We start from the raw sequence: 15,343 nt of genomic DNA, 5'->3' as shown, positions 1-15,343 counted from the left end.
GGCCATGGCTCAGGTGCGGGTGCGGTTCAACGGGGCCCCGGTGGCACGCAAGTTGCGGGCCGCCGCGGCCCGGGGCGTGTTCCTCGGCGCTGAGCACGTCCTCGGCGTGAGCGACGACCGCGTGCCGTTGGACGAGGACGCGCTCCAGCGGTCCGGGATGGCCAGCGTCGACGAGGCCACCCTGACCGCGATGGTCAGCTACAACACGCCGTACGCGGTCCGTCAGCACGAGGAGCTGACGTGGCGGCACGCGCCCGGCCGGACTGCCAAGTACTTGGAGAACAGCCTCAACGAGGAGCGCGCGCAGGTCGACGCGATCATCGCCGCCCAGATCAGGCGGGCGCTGCGGTGAGCGGGGAGACCCACGATGTCGACCTCCTGGTCGGTGTCGCCGAGCTGCTCGCTGCCGAGGGCGTCGGGACGTACGAGCCGTCCGGGGTCCTGCCGGCGGGCGGTACGGGGATCGTCCTGGGGCGGGTGCCGGACGGCCCGGACCGGGTGATCGGGCTGACCCCGTACCCGGTCAGCGATGACGACTCGACGGACTCCGTGACCGGAATCCAGGTGCGCATGCGTGCGGGCACGAACCCGCTCGACCTGATCCAGCTCGCCAACAGCGTGTTCAACGTCCTGCACAACCGGCGCTCCTGGGATGCCCGGGGCGTGTGGGTGGAGATTTCCTGGCGCAACTCGCAGGCGTGGATCGGCCAGGACAGCCGCGGGCGCATGGAGCTCGTCGGCAACTACTACTTCCGGACGGTCAGGTCCGGGACCCACCTGAACGACTAGGAGGACCTGATGTCCACTCCCACCGAGGAGACCGAGCTCGCCCGCGAATGGCGACTGGAGGTCAACATGGGCACCACGGAAGCCCCGGACTGGCGGCTCTGCCCCGGAGTGCGGGAATTCCAGCCCGCGAGCGAGCCCAACCTCGAGGACTCGAGCGACTACGACGGCGAGGGCTGGAACGACAACGAGAAGACCGGCCAGTCCTGGGAGGTCAGCGTCACGATCCGCCGGAAGGCGAACAAGGCGACGAAGGTCTACCACCCCGTCCACGAGGCCATCCGTCTCGCGCACTTCGCGTGGGGCGATGCCAATAAGGTGCACTTGAGGTACATGAACCGCGAGGGCCTCCCCGAGGCTTACGAGGGCCGCGCGATCCCCAACTGGCAGCCGAGCGGCGGCGAGCACACCGCCCTCGGCGAGGTCGAGATCACCTTCACCGGCTGCGGCAAGCTCACGCCGATCGACAACCCGCAGGCGCCCTGATGGCCGGCGAGCCCTTCGAGGCGCTCGACGCCTTCCTCGACGACTACCTGGAGCTCCCGGTGAAGGGGCGCGACGGGCAGACCCGGGTGTACCGGATCGAGGACCCGCCCGCCGAGGACGGCATCCGCATCGAGCGCGTCACTACCCTGGCGGCCCGCCTCGCCGCCGGGGAGAAGCGCCCGGACGCCCCGGTCCTGGACGACGACGAGGAGCGGGACCTGTACCGCATGTGTCTCGGCGACGCGTACGACGAGATGCTGGCGGACGGCGTGGGCTGGTCCCGCTTCAAGCACGTGGCCTTGACCAGCATGTTTTGGGTGATCTCCGACAAGGAGACCGCCGAAGAGTTCTGGAAGACGGGCCAGCAGCCGGGGGGAAAAGCGCCGAACCGGGAGGCCCGGAGAGCGCAGGAGAGGCGCGCCATCTCGGGGTCGGGCGGGGCGAGTACGACCCGGTCACCGGCCTCTACGAGTGGTACGAGGGCGGGCTCCCGACGCCGGGGCGGGCGCGGTCGGGGAGCCTCTCGAACCTGACCTGGGAGCGGCTCCTGGAGCAGTGGTCGCTGATCGAGGCCGACCTCCACTCGGAGTACGGCATCGACGCCGAGTCCGGTGTCCTCCGTGAGCGGACCTGGCGGTGGCTCCAGGTCCGCATCCTCGGCCTCCTCAGCTGCGAGTCCCGCCTGTACCGGCACTTCGCACCACCTCCTGAGGAACCCAAGAACCGCAGAACCCGAAGGAGGTGAGCCCTCATGGCGCTGACCGCTGGTGAACTCAACGTCGTCCTGGCCGTCGATGACCGTGCCGTACAGCCTGCTCTGCGCCGCGTAGAGCAGGCGATGCGCAGCACGGGCCAGCAGGTGGGCGACGATGCCGAGCGTGCCGGACAGGAGGCCGGGGAGGAGCTCGGAGAGGGCCTCGTGCGTGGCGCTGACGGTGCGGGCGAGGATGCGGGCCGCCTGCTCGGGCAGGGCCTCGTGCGTGGCGCTGACGGCCAGTGGCGGAACATGCGTGGCGAGCTGGTCGACGCGGTGACGGCTGCGGCTGCTGAGGCGGAGGGTGCGGCTCGTCGTGGTGGCCAGCAGGCGGGCCAAGCTCTCGGTGACGGGCTCGAGCAGGGCGCAGACCAGGGTGCGGACCAGGCGACCACTGCGGCCACGGGGCGCCTGGAGAAGCTGAAGATGGGTGCGGCTGCGATCGGCGCTGTAGCTGGCGCCATGTTGATGTCGGCGATGGCCGACGCGATGGATCAGTCGCGGATCACTGGCCGTCTGGGTGCGCAGCTGGGTGCGACGCCCGCGGAGGCGCAGCGGTACGGCAAGCTCGCCGGGCAGCTGTATGCGGACGCGGTCACGGAAGACTTCCAGGGTGCCGCGGACGCGATTTCGGCTGTGATGCGGGCGGGGATCGCCCCGCCTGGCGCGACGAATGCGCAGCTGAAGAGCATCGCGACGAACGTCTCCGACCTCGCCAGCACCTTCGAGCTGGACTTGGGGCAGGCGTCGAACGCGGTCGGCCAGATGATCAAGACGGGGATCGCGAAGAACGGCCGCGAGGCGCTCGACGTGATGACCGTGGGCCTGCAGAAAATGGGCCCCAGGGCCGACGACATCGCCGACACCTTCAACGAATACAGCACGATCTTCCGGAACATGGGCCTGAGCGCGAAGGACGCGACGGGCCTGATGTCGCAGGGCATGAAGGCGGGCGCCCGCGACACGGACATCGTCGCCGACGCCATCAAAGAATTTTCGATCGAGGCCGTCGCCGGGTCCGACAAGATCGGCAAGGCGTGGGACACCCTCCACCTCGACAGCGACAAGCTCTTCAAGCAGGTCGCCGCCGGCGGCGACCAGGCCAAGGAGGCCTTGGACCAAACCCTCCAGGCCCTGGCGACGATGGAGCCCGGCGTCGAACGCAACGCCTTGGCTGTCGAGTTGTTCGGCACCAAGGCAGAGGACCTGGGCGACGCTCTTTTCGCCCTCGACCCGGCCAGTGCATCCGATGCTCTGGGCAAGGTGGGTGGGGCCGCGGACAAGATGGGCGACACCCTCCGCGAGAACTCCGGCACCCGGTTGGAATCCTTCAAGCGGAACATGCAGCAGAACGTCGTCGACTTCCTCGGCGGGCAGGTGATCCCGGCCTTCGGCAAGGTGAAGGACGTAGCAGGCAAGGCACTCGGCAGCATGTGGGCGGAGGCCGGGAAGAACGCCGACAGCGGGGGCCTGGCGGACCGCATCGTCGCCTTCGTGCCGCTCTTGGGGCAGAAGCTCTTGGAGAAGGCCAAGGAACTGGCGCCGAAGATGATCGAGGGCATCATGGGCGCCGGCCAGACGGTCGCCGAGTGGATCATGGCGAACCCGACGCAGGTGCTGAAGATCGCGGCGCTCGCTGCGGCGATCACCATGGCGCTGGTGGCCCTGCCGGCGCTCGCCGCGGCCGCGATCGCCGCCGCGGGCATCTCGTTGATGGTGGGCTTCGTCTCGTCGCTGATCAGCGCGCTCGTGGAGAACGTGCCGCGCTGGTGGTCGAGCTTCACCGGCTGGGTGTCGGAGAAGGCCGGCCAGGCGGGCGCGGTCTTCAGCGTCCTGGGCAGTGCGGTCGGCTCCTGGTTCGGGGGCCTGTGGTCCAAGTACATCAGCGGCCCTGTCAGCCGTACGTGGAACAGCTTCATCACAACGGTGCAGGGCCTGCCTGGCCGGGCGAGCAACGCTCTGTCGGGGCTGGCCTTGGCGATCACCCTGCGTGCGGTCGCGGCCTGGAACAGCTTCCGGGACGCCTCCGTCCAGAGGGCCCTCGGTCTGGTGACGTGGGTGGCTGGACTGCCGTCCCGGATCTCTGCCGGGATCGGGTCCCTGTCCGGGCTGCTCACCCAGAAGGGGAGGAACGTCGTCCAGGGCCTGTGGGTGGGTATCCAGGGCATGGGCGGCTGGATCAGAGACCGGATCATCGGCTGGGCCAAGTCGGTCATCCCGGGCCCGATCGCGAAGGCCCTCGGGATCTCGTCGCCGTCGAAGGTGACGGCGGCTCAGGGCAAGTGGATCGCGCGCGGCCTGGTCGACGGCCTCACCGGCTCGACGAAGCAGGTCAAGGCCGCGTCGTACAAGCTCGTCGACATCGTCAAGGACGCACTGACCGGCAAGCGGGAACGGGCCGCCCTGAAACGGATCAACAAGGACGCGAACAACCTGGTCTTCAACGCGAACTGGGCCGACAAGGTCGCCAGCCAGCTGAAGAATGCCCGGAAGAAGCTCGACGACCTGAAGAAGGAGCGGTCAAAGCTCGTCGCCGATGTGAAGAAGGGCGTCTTGTCCGACGCCGACATCACGAAGCAAGACTCGGGCGGCTGGGCCCAGACGGCGGAGACGATCCTGGCCGGGCTGAAGCAGGACACGGCCGCCGCCGTGACCTTCGCGAAGCACCTCGCGACGCTGCGGAAGAAGGGCGTCCGCTCCGACCTCATTGCGCAGATCGCGCAGGCTGGCGTCACGGGCGGGGCCTCCTCGGCTGCCGCTCTGGCGAACGCCAACAGCTCCCAGATCAAGCAGATCAACGCCCAACAGTCGACGCTCGTGAAGGCTGCCGGGCAGGCAGGCACGACGGCTGGTGACGCCATGTACAAGGCGGGGATTCAGGCTGCTGAGGGTCTGGTGAAGGGCCTTACGAAGCATCAGAAGTACATCGAGTCGACGATGTTGAGGATCGCGAAGGGGATGTCGTCGGCGATCCGGAAGGCTCTCGGGATCAAGAGCCCCAGCCGCGTGATGGCGGCGATCGGTGTGCACACGGCGCAGGGTCTGATCCGGGGCGTGGAGGGCCAACGGTCCGCGGTCAACCGCAGCATGGCCAGTCTGGTGGAGACGCCGGCGCCGGGCTCGTGGGACATGGCGAGCGGGCGCGCCCGCGCGGCCGCATCCCAGCGGGTCGTGCTCGAACTCCGGTCCAGCGGGCGGCAGGCCGACGAGTTCGTGATGGAGAGCATGCGCCGCGGCGTACGAAAGAAGGGCGGCGGCGACGTCGACCTCGTACTCGCAGGAAGGAGGAACGGCTGAGATGGCGTTTCCCGAGGACTCGTTGGGCACCGAGGTCGCATTCCAGATCGGCGGCACTTGGGTCGACGTCACCGAGTACGCGCAGCTGCGGGACATCATCACGCACGCCCGGGGCAAGTCGGGTGAGGGGCAGGGCGTCGATCCGGCGTCCTGCACCCTCACCCTGCGCTCCCCCGAAGGGCGCTTCTCGCCGCGCAACCCGCGCTCTCCGTATTACGGGCTGCTCAGCAAAAACACCCCGATGCGGGTGGCGGTACACGCCGGCGCCCCGCGCCTGCTACTCCCGGAGGGGCAGCGGACGGCCCGCGCAGCCACCCCAGACACCGGGGTCCTGGACGTCACCGGCAGCATCGACCTCCGCATCGAGGTCGCGCTCCGCCCGCGCCCGGGGCAGATCGTCGAACTGTGCGGCAAGTACAGCCTGACCGGGGATCAGCGGTCGTGGCTCATGCTGATCGGCAGCAGCGGTGAGCTCACCCTGCGCCGGAGCACAGACGGAATCGGCCTCGTCCAGTACGGGTCCACCAGCCCGATCCCCTTCCCCGCCTCCGGACGGATCGCCCTGCGGTCGACGTGGAATGCGGCGACCGGCGTGTACACCCACTACACGGCCCCGTCGATCGCGGGCCCGTGGACCGAGCTCGGGCTCGCGTCGTCCGGCAGTGGCGGCACCGCACCGACGTACGCGTCGTCGGCGCCGCTGCATGTGGGCGATGTCGCGAGCATCGGTCTCGAGCCCCCGGACGGCAGCATCTACAGATTCCAGATGCGGAACGGTATCGACGGCACCCTGGTCGCGGACGTGGATTTCACCGCGCAGGCGGTCGGCGCGGCTGGTTTCACCGATGCGGTCGGGCGGGTGTGGTCGCTGTCCGGGGGCGCGGCCATCAGCACCTGGCGGATCCTGTTCTCCGGGGAATACTCGGACTGGCCGCCGCGGTGGGACCGGGCCGGTCAGCTGATCACGATCGAGGGCGAGGCGGCCGGCGTCCTGCGGCGGCTGAATCAGGGGAAGAAGGTGCTCCAGTCGACGCTGCGGCGGCGGATCCCTTCAGACCCGACGCTGATCGCGTACTGGCCGATGGAGGACGACTCCGAGGCGACTCAGGCGTACAGCCCGGTAGCGGGCGTGAAGCCGATGCGGCTCACCAACTTCGCGATGTCCTCCGACGACAGTTTCTCGGGGTCGGAGCCGCTGCCGGTGGTGGAGCCCGGGGCGATCCTGTCGGCAGAGGTACCGCCGCCGGCGGTGGGCACCGGCCCGTGGCAGGTCGAGATGGTCTACCGCATCCCGACCGCGCCGGTCGCGCTCGCCACCTTCTTCGAGGTCCACACCACGGGTACGGCTGTTCGGTGGACCGTGCAGGTTCAGACGGACAATGTGCAGGTCAAAGCGTTCGATTCGGACGGGGCACAGCTCTTCTTCATCAACTCCACGGCTGGCAGCACGCCGAATTTCTTCGGCAGCGAGAACCGAGTCCGCCTCTTCGCCCGACAGGTCAGCGGCACCGTCCAGGTCGACCTCGGGTGGATGAACGTCTCCTCCGTCGGCGTCTTCCACACCACGAGTTTCACGGGTCAGGTCGGCCGCGTCCGCCGTATCAGCAGCGCCTTCGGGGCCGGCATGGACGACACCGCCATCGGTCATCTCGCCGTTTTCCAGGCGACTGACACGAAGATCATGGACGGAGCCGACGACGGCTACCTGGGCGAGACCGCGGCCGCGCGGCTGCGGCGCCTCTCGCTTGAGGAGGGTCTGTCGATCGCGGTGGCGGGGGTGCCGGGCGAGACGGCTCGGATGGGTCCGCAGCGTCCGGGGACGCTGCTCGAGCAGCTGGAGCAGTGCGAGCAGGCCGATGGCGGGATGCTGGTGGAGGATCGGGAGCGGCTGGGGCTGAAGTACCGGTCGCGGGGGTCGCTGTACAACCAGCAGCCGGCTCTCACGCTGTCGTACCGTCAGCGGGGCCTGGGCGGGCTGGAGCCGATCGACGACGACTCCACCCTCCGCAACGACTGGACGGTCCAGCGAACGGGCGGGTCGTCGGGGCGGGCGGAACTGACCAGCGGACCGCTGTCGGTGGAGGACCCGCCGCTGGGGGTGGGCCGCTACGACGACAGCGTCACGCTGAATCTCGACAGCGACGATCAGCTGGAGCCGATGGCGTGGTGGCTGTTGCACCTTGGCACCGTCGATGAGGCCCGGTATCCAGTCGTCTCGATCCGCTTGCACCGGGCGCCGGAGTTGATCCCCACGGTCCTCGAGCTCACTGAGGGCGACCTGATCCGGCTGACGGATCTGCCGGATTGGCTGCCGCCGGGGCCGGTGGATCTGATTGTGCAGGGTCTCAGTGAGGAGATCGGGGTCCGCACGTGGACGGTGAATCTGGTGTGCGCGCCCGGGTCGCCGTGGCGGGTGGGGGTCGTCGGGGACGCCGAGTTGGGGCGGGTCGATACGGACGGCAGCCAACTCGCCGCACCGGTGGGTGAGGCTGTTACCACGCTGTCCGTGGCGACCGCCGTGGGCCCCGCGTGGGTCACTTCGGCCACGCGCCCGGGGGAGTTCCCGTTCGACGTTCGGGTGGGCGGTGAGGTGATGCGGGTGACCGCCATCACCGGCGCCGCGTCTCCGCAGACGTTCACCGTCGCTCGAGCCGTCAACAGTGTTGTGAAATCCCACGCGGCGGGCGCGGATGTCCGGCTCGCCACCCCCACCATCGTCGCCTTGTAGAGGAGCAGCATGCCGTACGAGCCTTGGCAGCCGGGGATGCGGATCACCGCGACCCGGCTGGGGTCGATCTCCCCGACGTGGCAGGACTGGACACCGGTCTGGGCGACAACGTCCGGTGCGGCGACGCCGTCTTTCAACAACGCGAACGTCACCGCCCGCTACGCGGTCGCCGCCCGCACGGTGTACTACCGGCTGGAGATCGCCTTCGGGACGACCACCAACTTCGGCGGCGGCACTACCACCGACAACTGGCAGTTTTCAGCCCCAGTCGCCGCATCGTCGGCCATGCTGATCACCGGCATGGGGGATATCGAGCTGTCCGGTCCGTCGACCCGCATGCCAGTCCGCGCCCGCCTGAACAGTGCCACGCAGTTCGTCATCGAATGCTCGGGCCGCCGGTACGACGACGCTGTGCCCAACTCGTCCGGGGTCATCGACGCGGTCACGCCGTGGACGTGGGCGTCCGGGTCTGCGATTCGTCTGCATGGGTCGTACGAGGCCGCCGCCTGATCTCGCCCCTGCACGCACGCGCCCCGGGCCGAACGGCTCGGGGCTTCTTCATGCCCTGGAGGGCCCATGGCACCACCCCTGACCGCCGCCAGATTCCTGGCCGCACTGAAGGCCGAAGGCGTCACCGTCGTCGAGGTCGGCGACTGGCACACCCACACCCGCACCAGCGAGACGAGGGCCTGGGGCCCGGTGCACGGCGTGATGATTCACCACACCGTGACGAAGGGCAGCGCGGTCACCGTAGACATATGCCGCCGCGGCTACTCCGGCCTGCCGGGCCCGCTCTGTCACGGCGTCATCACCAAGGACGGCCGCGTGCACCTGGTCGGCTACGGCCGGGCCAACCACGCCGGCCTGGGCGACGACGACGTCCTCCGGGCGGTCATCGCTGAGCGGCCGCTGCCCGCCGACAACGAGGCGAACACCGACGGCAACAGCAGGTTCTACGGCTTCGAGTGCGAGAACCTCGGCGACAACGTCGACCTGTGGCCGGCCGCCCAGGTCGACGCGATCGTCCGCGCGTCCGCCGCGGTGCTCCGGGAACACGGCTGGAACAAGGACGGCAAGGGCGCCATCTCCGTCATCGCTCACGAGGAGTGGCAGCCCGGCAAGGTCGACCCGCGCGGCCCGGGCTACCCCGGGCACAGCACCATCCGCACTCGCGTCGCCGAGCGCCTCACGCACCCCGCCAGCTGGTCGCCCGGCGCGAAGCCGCCCGCGCCGAAGCCCCCGACCCCGAAGCCCACCACCGAGGAGCGGCTCACCGCTCTGGAGAAGCGCGTCACCGCGCTCGAGAAGAAGTGAGGATCACCATGGCATCTGCCTCTGCCCCGATCGAGAAGAAGGTCAAGGCGTCCAGCGTGCTCGCCTACCTGGCCAGCCTCGCCGGACTCGCGATCCTCGGCGCCGTCACCGACGACCCGTCCCTCATCTCCGGCATGCCGGACGCGCTGGAGCCGTTCGTCCTCGCCCTCGTCCCTGCTTCCGCGGCGGCGATCGCCGGGTGGGCGGCGCCGCATACGCCGCGCTCGGACGTCTGATGCCCGGCCGGGCGGCCCGGTGGCTCATCCAGCATCTGGGCCGCCGCGGCAAGGCTCTCCTGATCCTCGGCGTCGGCAAGGTCTGCTACGGCGCAGGGTTCATCGTCGACCCGCCCTCCGGCGACGGGCTGGAGCTGCTCACGATGAGGTGCTCCCTCCAGTCCTGGGCGTGGCTGTGGATCGTTTGCGGCAGCATCACCGCCATCAGCGCGTTCCTGCGGGTGGGGAACGACCGATGGGGATTCGTGGCCGCGCTCGTCCCGCCCACCGTGTGGGCAGTCGCCTACGCCGTCTCGTTCGCCACCGGGTTCTACTCGCGCGGGATCTTCCCGTTCATCTGGTACGCCACATCTCACGTGGCAATGATCGTTTGGGCCTCGCGTGTCCCGGAGGAGGTACCTCGCAAGACTGCTCGCCGGGGGGCTGAGAGGAAACCCGGATGAGTCCACTCGTCGGTGTCGCAGGTGCCGTAGCCGCTGTCCTCGCCGCGATCGTGGCGGGGTGGTTCTCCGTTCGAGGGTCCCGCGCCGCAGCCCGCATCTCTACCGCCCCAACGGCGAAGGCCATCGACCTGTCAGTTCTGCAGGCGTCCGTGGAGCGGCTCAAGGAGGAATGCACCGAACTGCGGCAGGAGCAAACCCGCACCCGCGGGGTCCTGTGGTCGATCAGCCGGTGGGCGCTCGTCCTGCGAGACCAGGTGACCACCCTGGGCGGGACGCCACAGCCCCCTCCCCAGGATGTGGAGGACCACTACCGCACTGGTGTGTAGGCCCCGGACCGGCCCCGGCGTATGAGGCCGGCCCGGGACGTCTCGCCCCGTCAACGTGCCCCTGCTCTCCCCAGTTATGGGGAGGGTGGGGGCCGTTTTGTCGTGTCTGGGGTCAGTCGGTGGGCGGGTGGTCGACGACGAACGTGCCGATACCGGCCTCGCCCCTCAGGTACCCCTCGCGCCGCAGGTAGGCCAAAGCCTTCTGGCTGGTCGAGGAAGCAATACCCAGCTCGGTGGCTAGCTCGAGCGTGCCCGGTACCCGGCTGCCGGGCGGGTAGGTGCCGTCCTTGATCCGGCCGATGACGATCTGCGCCACCTGCCGCCATACGGCTCTCGTCCGGTCAAGATCGTCACTCATGCCACTGACCGTAGGAAGCCGCGCCTCACCGCGCGACCGCAGGAACCCGCGCGATACCTCGGCAAGGCGCGGTAAGCCGCGGTATGGTCCAGGTCACAAATGACCCCCGCGCCGTGGGACCGGCCGGGGGTGTGGACGACGCTTCGAGGAGCGACGACATGGCAGAGACTACTGACTCCACCGCCTTACAGACAGACTCCAGCGCCCTACCCATGCTGCCGCTGCCGCAGGTCATCGGCCTGACCGAGCCGCAGCGGCGCGGCGCCGAATGCGTGTGGTGCAGCACCGCACTGACCGCCGAGACCGCGCGGGACCTGGGTGAACGGCTGACGTCGGGAGGCCGCATCTGGCCCCGCGGCTGCACCCCGTGCGTCTGCACGGAGGCGCGCCGTATTTTTCTCCTGCACGCACGCCACTGCCAGAGCTGCATCCGCAACAAGGCCCGCTGCCCGGACCGGCGCGCGCTGCGCGACCTGGCCCTCGAGGACCGACGGGAGAGCTGCTGATGTTCTGCCAACGCTGCAACAAGCCGCTCAAGGACAACCAAGCCAAGCGCATCAACCACTCTGGCGCGACGGGTGCCGGGGCCACGATCTACGTCTGCCGGGGTGGGTGCAAGCGGGTACCGACCCAGACCGCTCCGTCCGGCCTCGGCCGATAGCCCACCAGACCCCCGCTACCGGCACGCAGCACGCCGGCCGTGCCGGTAGCGGGACCGAGCGGCCCGACCCCGACCCCCGACGGGGACGGGCCGCTCACCCAACCAGGCCGGCGAGGGGTACGTCGAGGGCGTGCGCGATGAGCAGTAGGTGATCGACGAGCGTGCCGTGGCCCTGCTCGATGCGGTTGACCGTCTTCCGGTCGAGGCCGGACAGCTCGGCGAGCTTCTCCTGGCTGAGCTTCCGCTCTATGCGGGCGGCACGAACGCGGTCCCCGATGGCCCGGCGGCGGGTGAGTACCCAGGCGGGCAGCGGATCGGACGGCACCTATCTACGCTGGTTGGTTCCATGATCAGTGTCTGTACCAGTGTTGGTACATTTCCCGTCAACAGCTATTGAACTGTTGTCAACGCGCCCGACACGCGTCACAGTCGATCATTCCAACGTCCGTACGCCAGACATTGGCAGGTGCCACCCTCATGCCCGACCCCCTCACCGAGGCCCAGGCGGCCCGCCGTGACTATGCCCGCAGGGACCTCGACTCCGCCCGCGCAGCCGACCTTGCGCAGCTTCCGGCGGACGGGCTGATCCTCCTTGTCGAGAGACTCCGGACCCGCCTCGATGACACCCTGAATCTGGTCGACGAGGTCACTAACAGCCCACCCTCTTGAATCGGCGGCCGGAAGACGGCCACCTCCACAGTGCCTAAGCGACACTGTCCCCCGAAGGTGACCGACTCCCGGCCGCTCCCCCGGCGCCGGACAGTGGTCGTGGCGTCCGTGTTCAGCGGACCGGTGCCGTCACCAGCACATGACCGCGGTCTCGCCCGAACCCCGTGCGGAGTAGAGGCGGATCCGGACGTAGTAGCGGCGGCCCTTGACGAGCCGGACCGCGAGGGTCGCGTTGTGCGGGGTTCCTCCGTCGTCGTGCCCGGCGAGGTAGCGGGGCTCCCCGGCCCGTTCCTCGAACAGCACGACGACCAGGTCGCCGTCGCCGAAGGTGCCCACCGTGTAGTCGCGGGTCTCCACCGGGTCGATGGGGAAGTCGGCCTGTTCGCCGGGGCCCAGACCGAGCGGCACCGAACGGAACGGCACCAGTGCGGCCGGGCCGGGCCGTTCGGCCGGGGGATACCAGCCGAGGGCGAACTCCTTGTCCGCCGCGGACAGCGTGCCGGGCGGATGCACGCCCCCGCGGAACTGCTCCGGTTCCAGTATCAGTCCCGGCGCGAAGGCATACCCCATGATCGAATCGGCGTCCCAGACGGGACCGTTGGCCTCGTTCACGTCCAGCTTGCGCAGGATGTTGTGGTGCGTCCGTTCCCGGCTCCAGTGGTTGGGCGGACCCGCGAACTCGGCGTACACGGCCTCGTCGTCCCAGTGGAGACCCGCGCAGGGGCTCTGGTGCTCGTGCAGCATGCCCAGGGCGTGCCCGATCTGGTGCAGGGCAGTCGCACGCTCCCCGGGCTCGGTCAGGTCCCAGCCGAAGTTCATGGTGCGCTCGTGCAGACCCGCCAGGAGTGCCTCCTTGCCCACGGCCGACCAGGAGCCGCCGCCGGACTGGAAGCCGATGCGCAGCTCCGCCTCCGAGCGGTCGTGGACCTCGGTGAAGGTGAGCCCGATCCCGAGGCCCTGCCACTCGGCGAAGCACTCGCGCACCACGTCCTGCTGCGTCTTGGTGCCACCCCATGACACCCACCGGGTCCGGCCGGTTCCCGGCACGGGAATGACCGACCCGTCGGTGTCGCCGCGGAAGAAGCAGTAGTGCAGCACGGTGCCGTTGACCCACATCCGCCGCCCGGCGGTCAGCGCGCCGAGCCGCTCGGCGGCGAGCCCCGGAGCGAAGGCGGGGGCCGGCTGCCGCGTCAGCGAGCAGTAGCGAGGGGCCATGGCGAACAGGGTGCCCCACGGACGTTCCCCGACGCCTGAGTCGGGGCCTACTCAACTCGCCCTGTATCAGGCGTGAGTATCCCCGCTCCTGTTGATGTGACGACTTCGCCGGGAAGCACGACCACGCCGTACAGGCTGTTTTGGCCCCATGAGAGGGAGCGGACGCAGTCCGTGAGGGACGCGGTGGCGCTGGATCCCTCCCCGCTCTGGCCCTTCATCGGCAGGGAGGACGAACTGCAGCTGGTCCGTGGGTCGTTGACCGGAGCACGGCGTGGCATCGTGGTGACCGGACCGCCGGGCCGGGGCAAGTCCCGGCTCGTCACCGAGGCCGTCCGCGGCACCGACTGCGCCCGGGTCGCAGGAATCCCGCAGGCCCACCGGATGCCGTTCGCCGCCTTCGCCTCCCTGCTGCCCGAACCGGTCACCCTGCACCGCGCGGTCCGACTCCTGTCCGGAGTAAGGATCCTGCTGGTCGACGACGCCCACCTGCTCGACGACTCCTCCGCCGCCCTGGTCCATCAACTCGCCGTACGGTCGGACACCCGGCTCCTGATCGTCGTCACCGACGGAGCTCCCGTGCCCGCCGCGGTGTCTCGGCTGTGGACCGGTGAGCTGCTGCCCCGCCTGCCCCTGGGGCCGCTGCCCCGTGAGGAGACCGCACAACTGGTCACGGCGGGCGCGGGCCGGACTCCGGAGCCTCTCACCGTCAACCGGCTGCACCGCCTCGCCGGCGGCGACCTGCGGCTGCTGCGCGAACTCCTGTGGGTACTACGGGTACATGAGGGCCTCACCCGTGTACCGGGTACGGACGAGTGGGCCTGGCGGGGCCCGGTGCCGCTCACTCCTGCCGTCCGCGAGCACACCGCCGACCTGCTCGCCCGCAAGGGCGCCGGCGAACGCGAGACGCTGGACCGCCTCGCCTTCGCCGAACCCCTGCCGGTGAACGTGGACGACCCGAGGGGTGCGGAGGGACCGACGGACCCGGCGGGCCGCCCGGTGGGCCCCGGCCCCCTCGACCTCGCCGCTCTCGAACGCCTGGAGGACGAAGGCCTGGTCCACGTCGACTGCCAGGGTGCCGTCCGTCTCGCCCACCCCCTGCACGGCCCCGTCCTGCGGGCCGCGGCCGGCAGGCTGCGGGCACGACGGCTGGCACGCTCCCCCGAGGAGTACGGGCCCGCCCTGGACGCCGAGGCCGCCGCCCTCACCGCGCTGATCGGACAGGCCGACGTCCGGACCGTCCCGGCGCCCGTGGGGGACTGGCTGGTCGCGGAGGGGGTCCCGGTGCCCGCCGGGTACGCGGCGCTGCGGGCCCGGTACGCGCGGCTGCGTGGCGAGGTGCGGGAAGCCGCCGCATGGGCTCGCGAGGGACTGCGCACGACGGTCTCCGCACCCTCCGGCCCCACCGGCACCGGAGCAGAAGCCGAAGCCGGGGCGGCCGTCGAAGCCGGAGCCGAACTCGCCCTCGCCGAGGCCCGGTCGGCCGCTCTCATGAGCGGCCGGCATGCCACCCAAGCCACCCACACCACCCACGACCCCTATGACGCCGTCCGCCTGGGCACCCCCGAGCGGGCCGCCGGGCGGCTCACCGGTGTCTTCGCCGCCCACGCCGCCGCCCTCACGCACGCCGACGGTCCAGCCCTGGACCGTGTGGCCGGCGAACTGGAGCGGCGCGGCTTCCTGTTGTTCGCGGCCGAGGCGTACGCCCAGGCCGCCGTCGCCCACCGCGACCCGGGCGCCGCCCGTACCGCGCGCACGCGTGCCGTCGCCCTCGCCCGCCGCTGCCAGGGCGCCCGCACCCCGGCACTCGCCGGTCTGGTCCTGGGCGAACTCACCGCACGGCAACGGCAGATCGTCACCCTCGCCGCCACCGGCCTCAGCAACCGGCAGATCGCCGAACGCCTCACCCTGTCGATCCGCACCGTCGGTAATCACCTGTACAGCGCCTACACCCGCCTCGGCGCGAGCGACCGCGCCGCCCTGCCCCGGCTGACCGACTTCCGGCCGACCGAACTCCGGCAGGCGCAGCCCGCCTGACCCCTCGTACTCCGGGCCGGGGGCCGACCGTTCGGC

The 15,343-nt window shown here is 70.2% G+C and carries 16 protein-coding genes and 1 pseudogene; 14 read left to right on the top strand and 3 right to left on the bottom strand.

The features are described from left to right. The first annotated feature begins 4 nt into the window (after positions 1–4). The 11 genes and pseudogenes from ACFYQA_RS08250 to ACFYQA_RS08200 all read left to right on the top strand — a co-directional run bounded on the left by ACFYQA_RS08250 (position 5) and on the right by ACFYQA_RS08200 (position 10,370). A complete protein-coding gene (locus tag ACFYQA_RS08250) occupies positions 5–352 on the top strand; it encodes a hypothetical protein (RefSeq protein ID WP_388913287.1) in 348 nt (115 codons plus the stop codon). Next, positions 349–789 (top strand): minor capsid protein, encoded by a 441-nt coding sequence (locus ACFYQA_RS08245; protein WP_388913284.1) that lies wholly within the window; start codon positions 349–351, stop codon positions 787–789. The genes ACFYQA_RS08250 and ACFYQA_RS08245 overlap by 4 nt, the downstream gene beginning before the upstream one ends. A 9-nt stretch (positions 790–798) precedes the next feature. Then, positions 799–1,272 (top strand): phage tail tube protein, encoded by a 474-nt coding sequence (locus tag ACFYQA_RS08240; protein WP_388913281.1) that lies wholly within the window; start codon positions 799–801, stop codon positions 1,270–1,272. Next, positions 1,272–1,805 carry a hypothetical protein gene (locus tag ACFYQA_RS08235; protein WP_388913278.1) on the top strand — a complete coding sequence of 178 codons (534 nt, stop codon included), beginning with the start codon at positions 1,272–1,274 and terminating at the stop codon, positions 1,803–1,805. The genes ACFYQA_RS08240 and ACFYQA_RS08235 overlap by 1 nt, the downstream gene beginning before the upstream one ends. A 218-nt stretch (positions 1,806–2,023) precedes the next feature. After that, on the top strand, positions 2,024–5,323 hold the full coding sequence (locus tag ACFYQA_RS08230; protein ID WP_388913275.1) for a phage tail tape measure protein: 3,300 nt from the start codon (positions 2,024–2,026) through the stop codon (positions 5,321–5,323). A 1-nt stretch (position 5,324) separates the two neighbouring features. Further along, positions 5,325–8,051 (top strand): hypothetical protein, encoded by a 2,727-nt coding sequence (locus ACFYQA_RS08225; protein ID WP_388913272.1) that lies wholly within the window; start codon positions 5,325–5,327, stop codon positions 8,049–8,051. A gap of 9 nt (positions 8,052–8,060) precedes the next feature. Continuing rightward, positions 8,061–8,561, top strand: coding sequence for a hypothetical protein (locus ACFYQA_RS08220; protein WP_388913269.1), 501 nt, complete (start codon positions 8,061–8,063; stop codon positions 8,559–8,561). Positions 8,562–8,627: 66 nt separating this feature from the next. Beyond that, positions 8,628–9,314, top strand: a pseudogene (locus ACFYQA_RS08215) (N-acetylmuramoyl-L-alanine amidase); the annotation flags it as partial. Positions 9,315–9,373: 59 nt separating this feature from the next. Further along, positions 9,374–9,601, top strand: coding sequence for a holin (locus tag ACFYQA_RS08210; protein WP_388913266.1), 228 nt, complete (start codon positions 9,374–9,376; stop codon positions 9,599–9,601). Then, entirely contained in the window at positions 9,565–10,044 is a 480-nt protein-coding gene (locus tag ACFYQA_RS08205) for a hypothetical protein (protein ID WP_388913263.1), read from the top strand. The genes ACFYQA_RS08210 and ACFYQA_RS08205 overlap by 37 nt, the downstream gene beginning before the upstream one ends. After that, positions 10,041–10,370 carry a hypothetical protein gene (locus ACFYQA_RS08200; RefSeq protein ID WP_388913260.1) on the top strand — a complete coding sequence of 110 codons (330 nt, stop codon included), beginning with the start codon at positions 10,041–10,043 and terminating at the stop codon, positions 10,368–10,370. Before ACFYQA_RS08205 ends, ACFYQA_RS08200 begins: the two co-directional genes overlap by 4 nt. A gap of 112 nt (positions 10,371–10,482) precedes the next feature. Here ACFYQA_RS08200 and ACFYQA_RS08195 read toward each other — a convergent pair whose 3' ends face one another. Then, positions 10,483–10,728: a GntR family transcriptional regulator gene (locus ACFYQA_RS08195; protein WP_388913257.1), complete on the bottom strand. Its 246-nt coding sequence runs from the start codon at positions 10,726–10,728 to the stop codon at positions 10,483–10,485. Between the two features lie 158 nt (positions 10,729–10,886). Between ACFYQA_RS08195 and ACFYQA_RS08190 the strand changes: the two genes are divergently transcribed. Next, positions 10,887–11,234, top strand: coding sequence for a hypothetical protein (locus tag ACFYQA_RS08190; protein WP_388913254.1), 348 nt, complete (start codon positions 10,887–10,889; stop codon positions 11,232–11,234). Positions 11,235–11,483: 249 nt separating this feature from the next. Here ACFYQA_RS08190 and ACFYQA_RS08185 read toward each other — a convergent pair whose 3' ends face one another. Further along, a complete protein-coding gene (locus ACFYQA_RS08185) occupies positions 11,484–11,714 on the bottom strand; it encodes a helix-turn-helix domain-containing protein (protein WP_388913251.1) in 231 nt (76 codons plus the stop codon). A 152-nt stretch (positions 11,715–11,866) separates the two neighbouring features. Between ACFYQA_RS08185 and ACFYQA_RS08180 the strand changes: the two genes are divergently transcribed. Then, positions 11,867–12,058 (top strand): hypothetical protein, encoded by a 192-nt coding sequence (locus tag ACFYQA_RS08180; protein ID WP_388913248.1) that lies wholly within the window; start codon positions 11,867–11,869, stop codon positions 12,056–12,058. A 129-nt stretch (positions 12,059–12,187) separates the two neighbouring features. On the opposite strand, the gene ACFYQA_RS08175 is transcribed toward ACFYQA_RS08180, so the two are convergent. Continuing rightward, positions 12,188–13,273, bottom strand: coding sequence for a M12 family metallopeptidase (locus tag ACFYQA_RS08175; RefSeq protein WP_388913245.1), 1,086 nt, complete (start codon positions 13,271–13,273; stop codon positions 12,188–12,190). Positions 13,274–13,444: 171 nt separating this feature from the next. Here ACFYQA_RS08175 and ACFYQA_RS08170 point away from each other — a divergent pair, with 171 nt between their 5' ends. Then, positions 13,445–15,307 carry a LuxR C-terminal-related transcriptional regulator gene (locus ACFYQA_RS08170; RefSeq protein WP_388913242.1) on the top strand — a complete coding sequence of 621 codons (1,863 nt, stop codon included), beginning with the start codon at positions 13,445–13,447 and terminating at the stop codon, positions 15,305–15,307. Positions 15,308–15,343: the final 36 nt, after the last annotated feature.

It is taken from the genome of Streptomyces sp. NPDC005774 (genome assembly GCF_042871645.1).
Lineage (GTDB): Bacteria > Actinomycetota > Actinomycetes > Streptomycetales > Streptomycetaceae > Streptomyces > Streptomyces pratens.
This window is presented reverse-complemented; position numbering and strand designations above follow the sequence as displayed.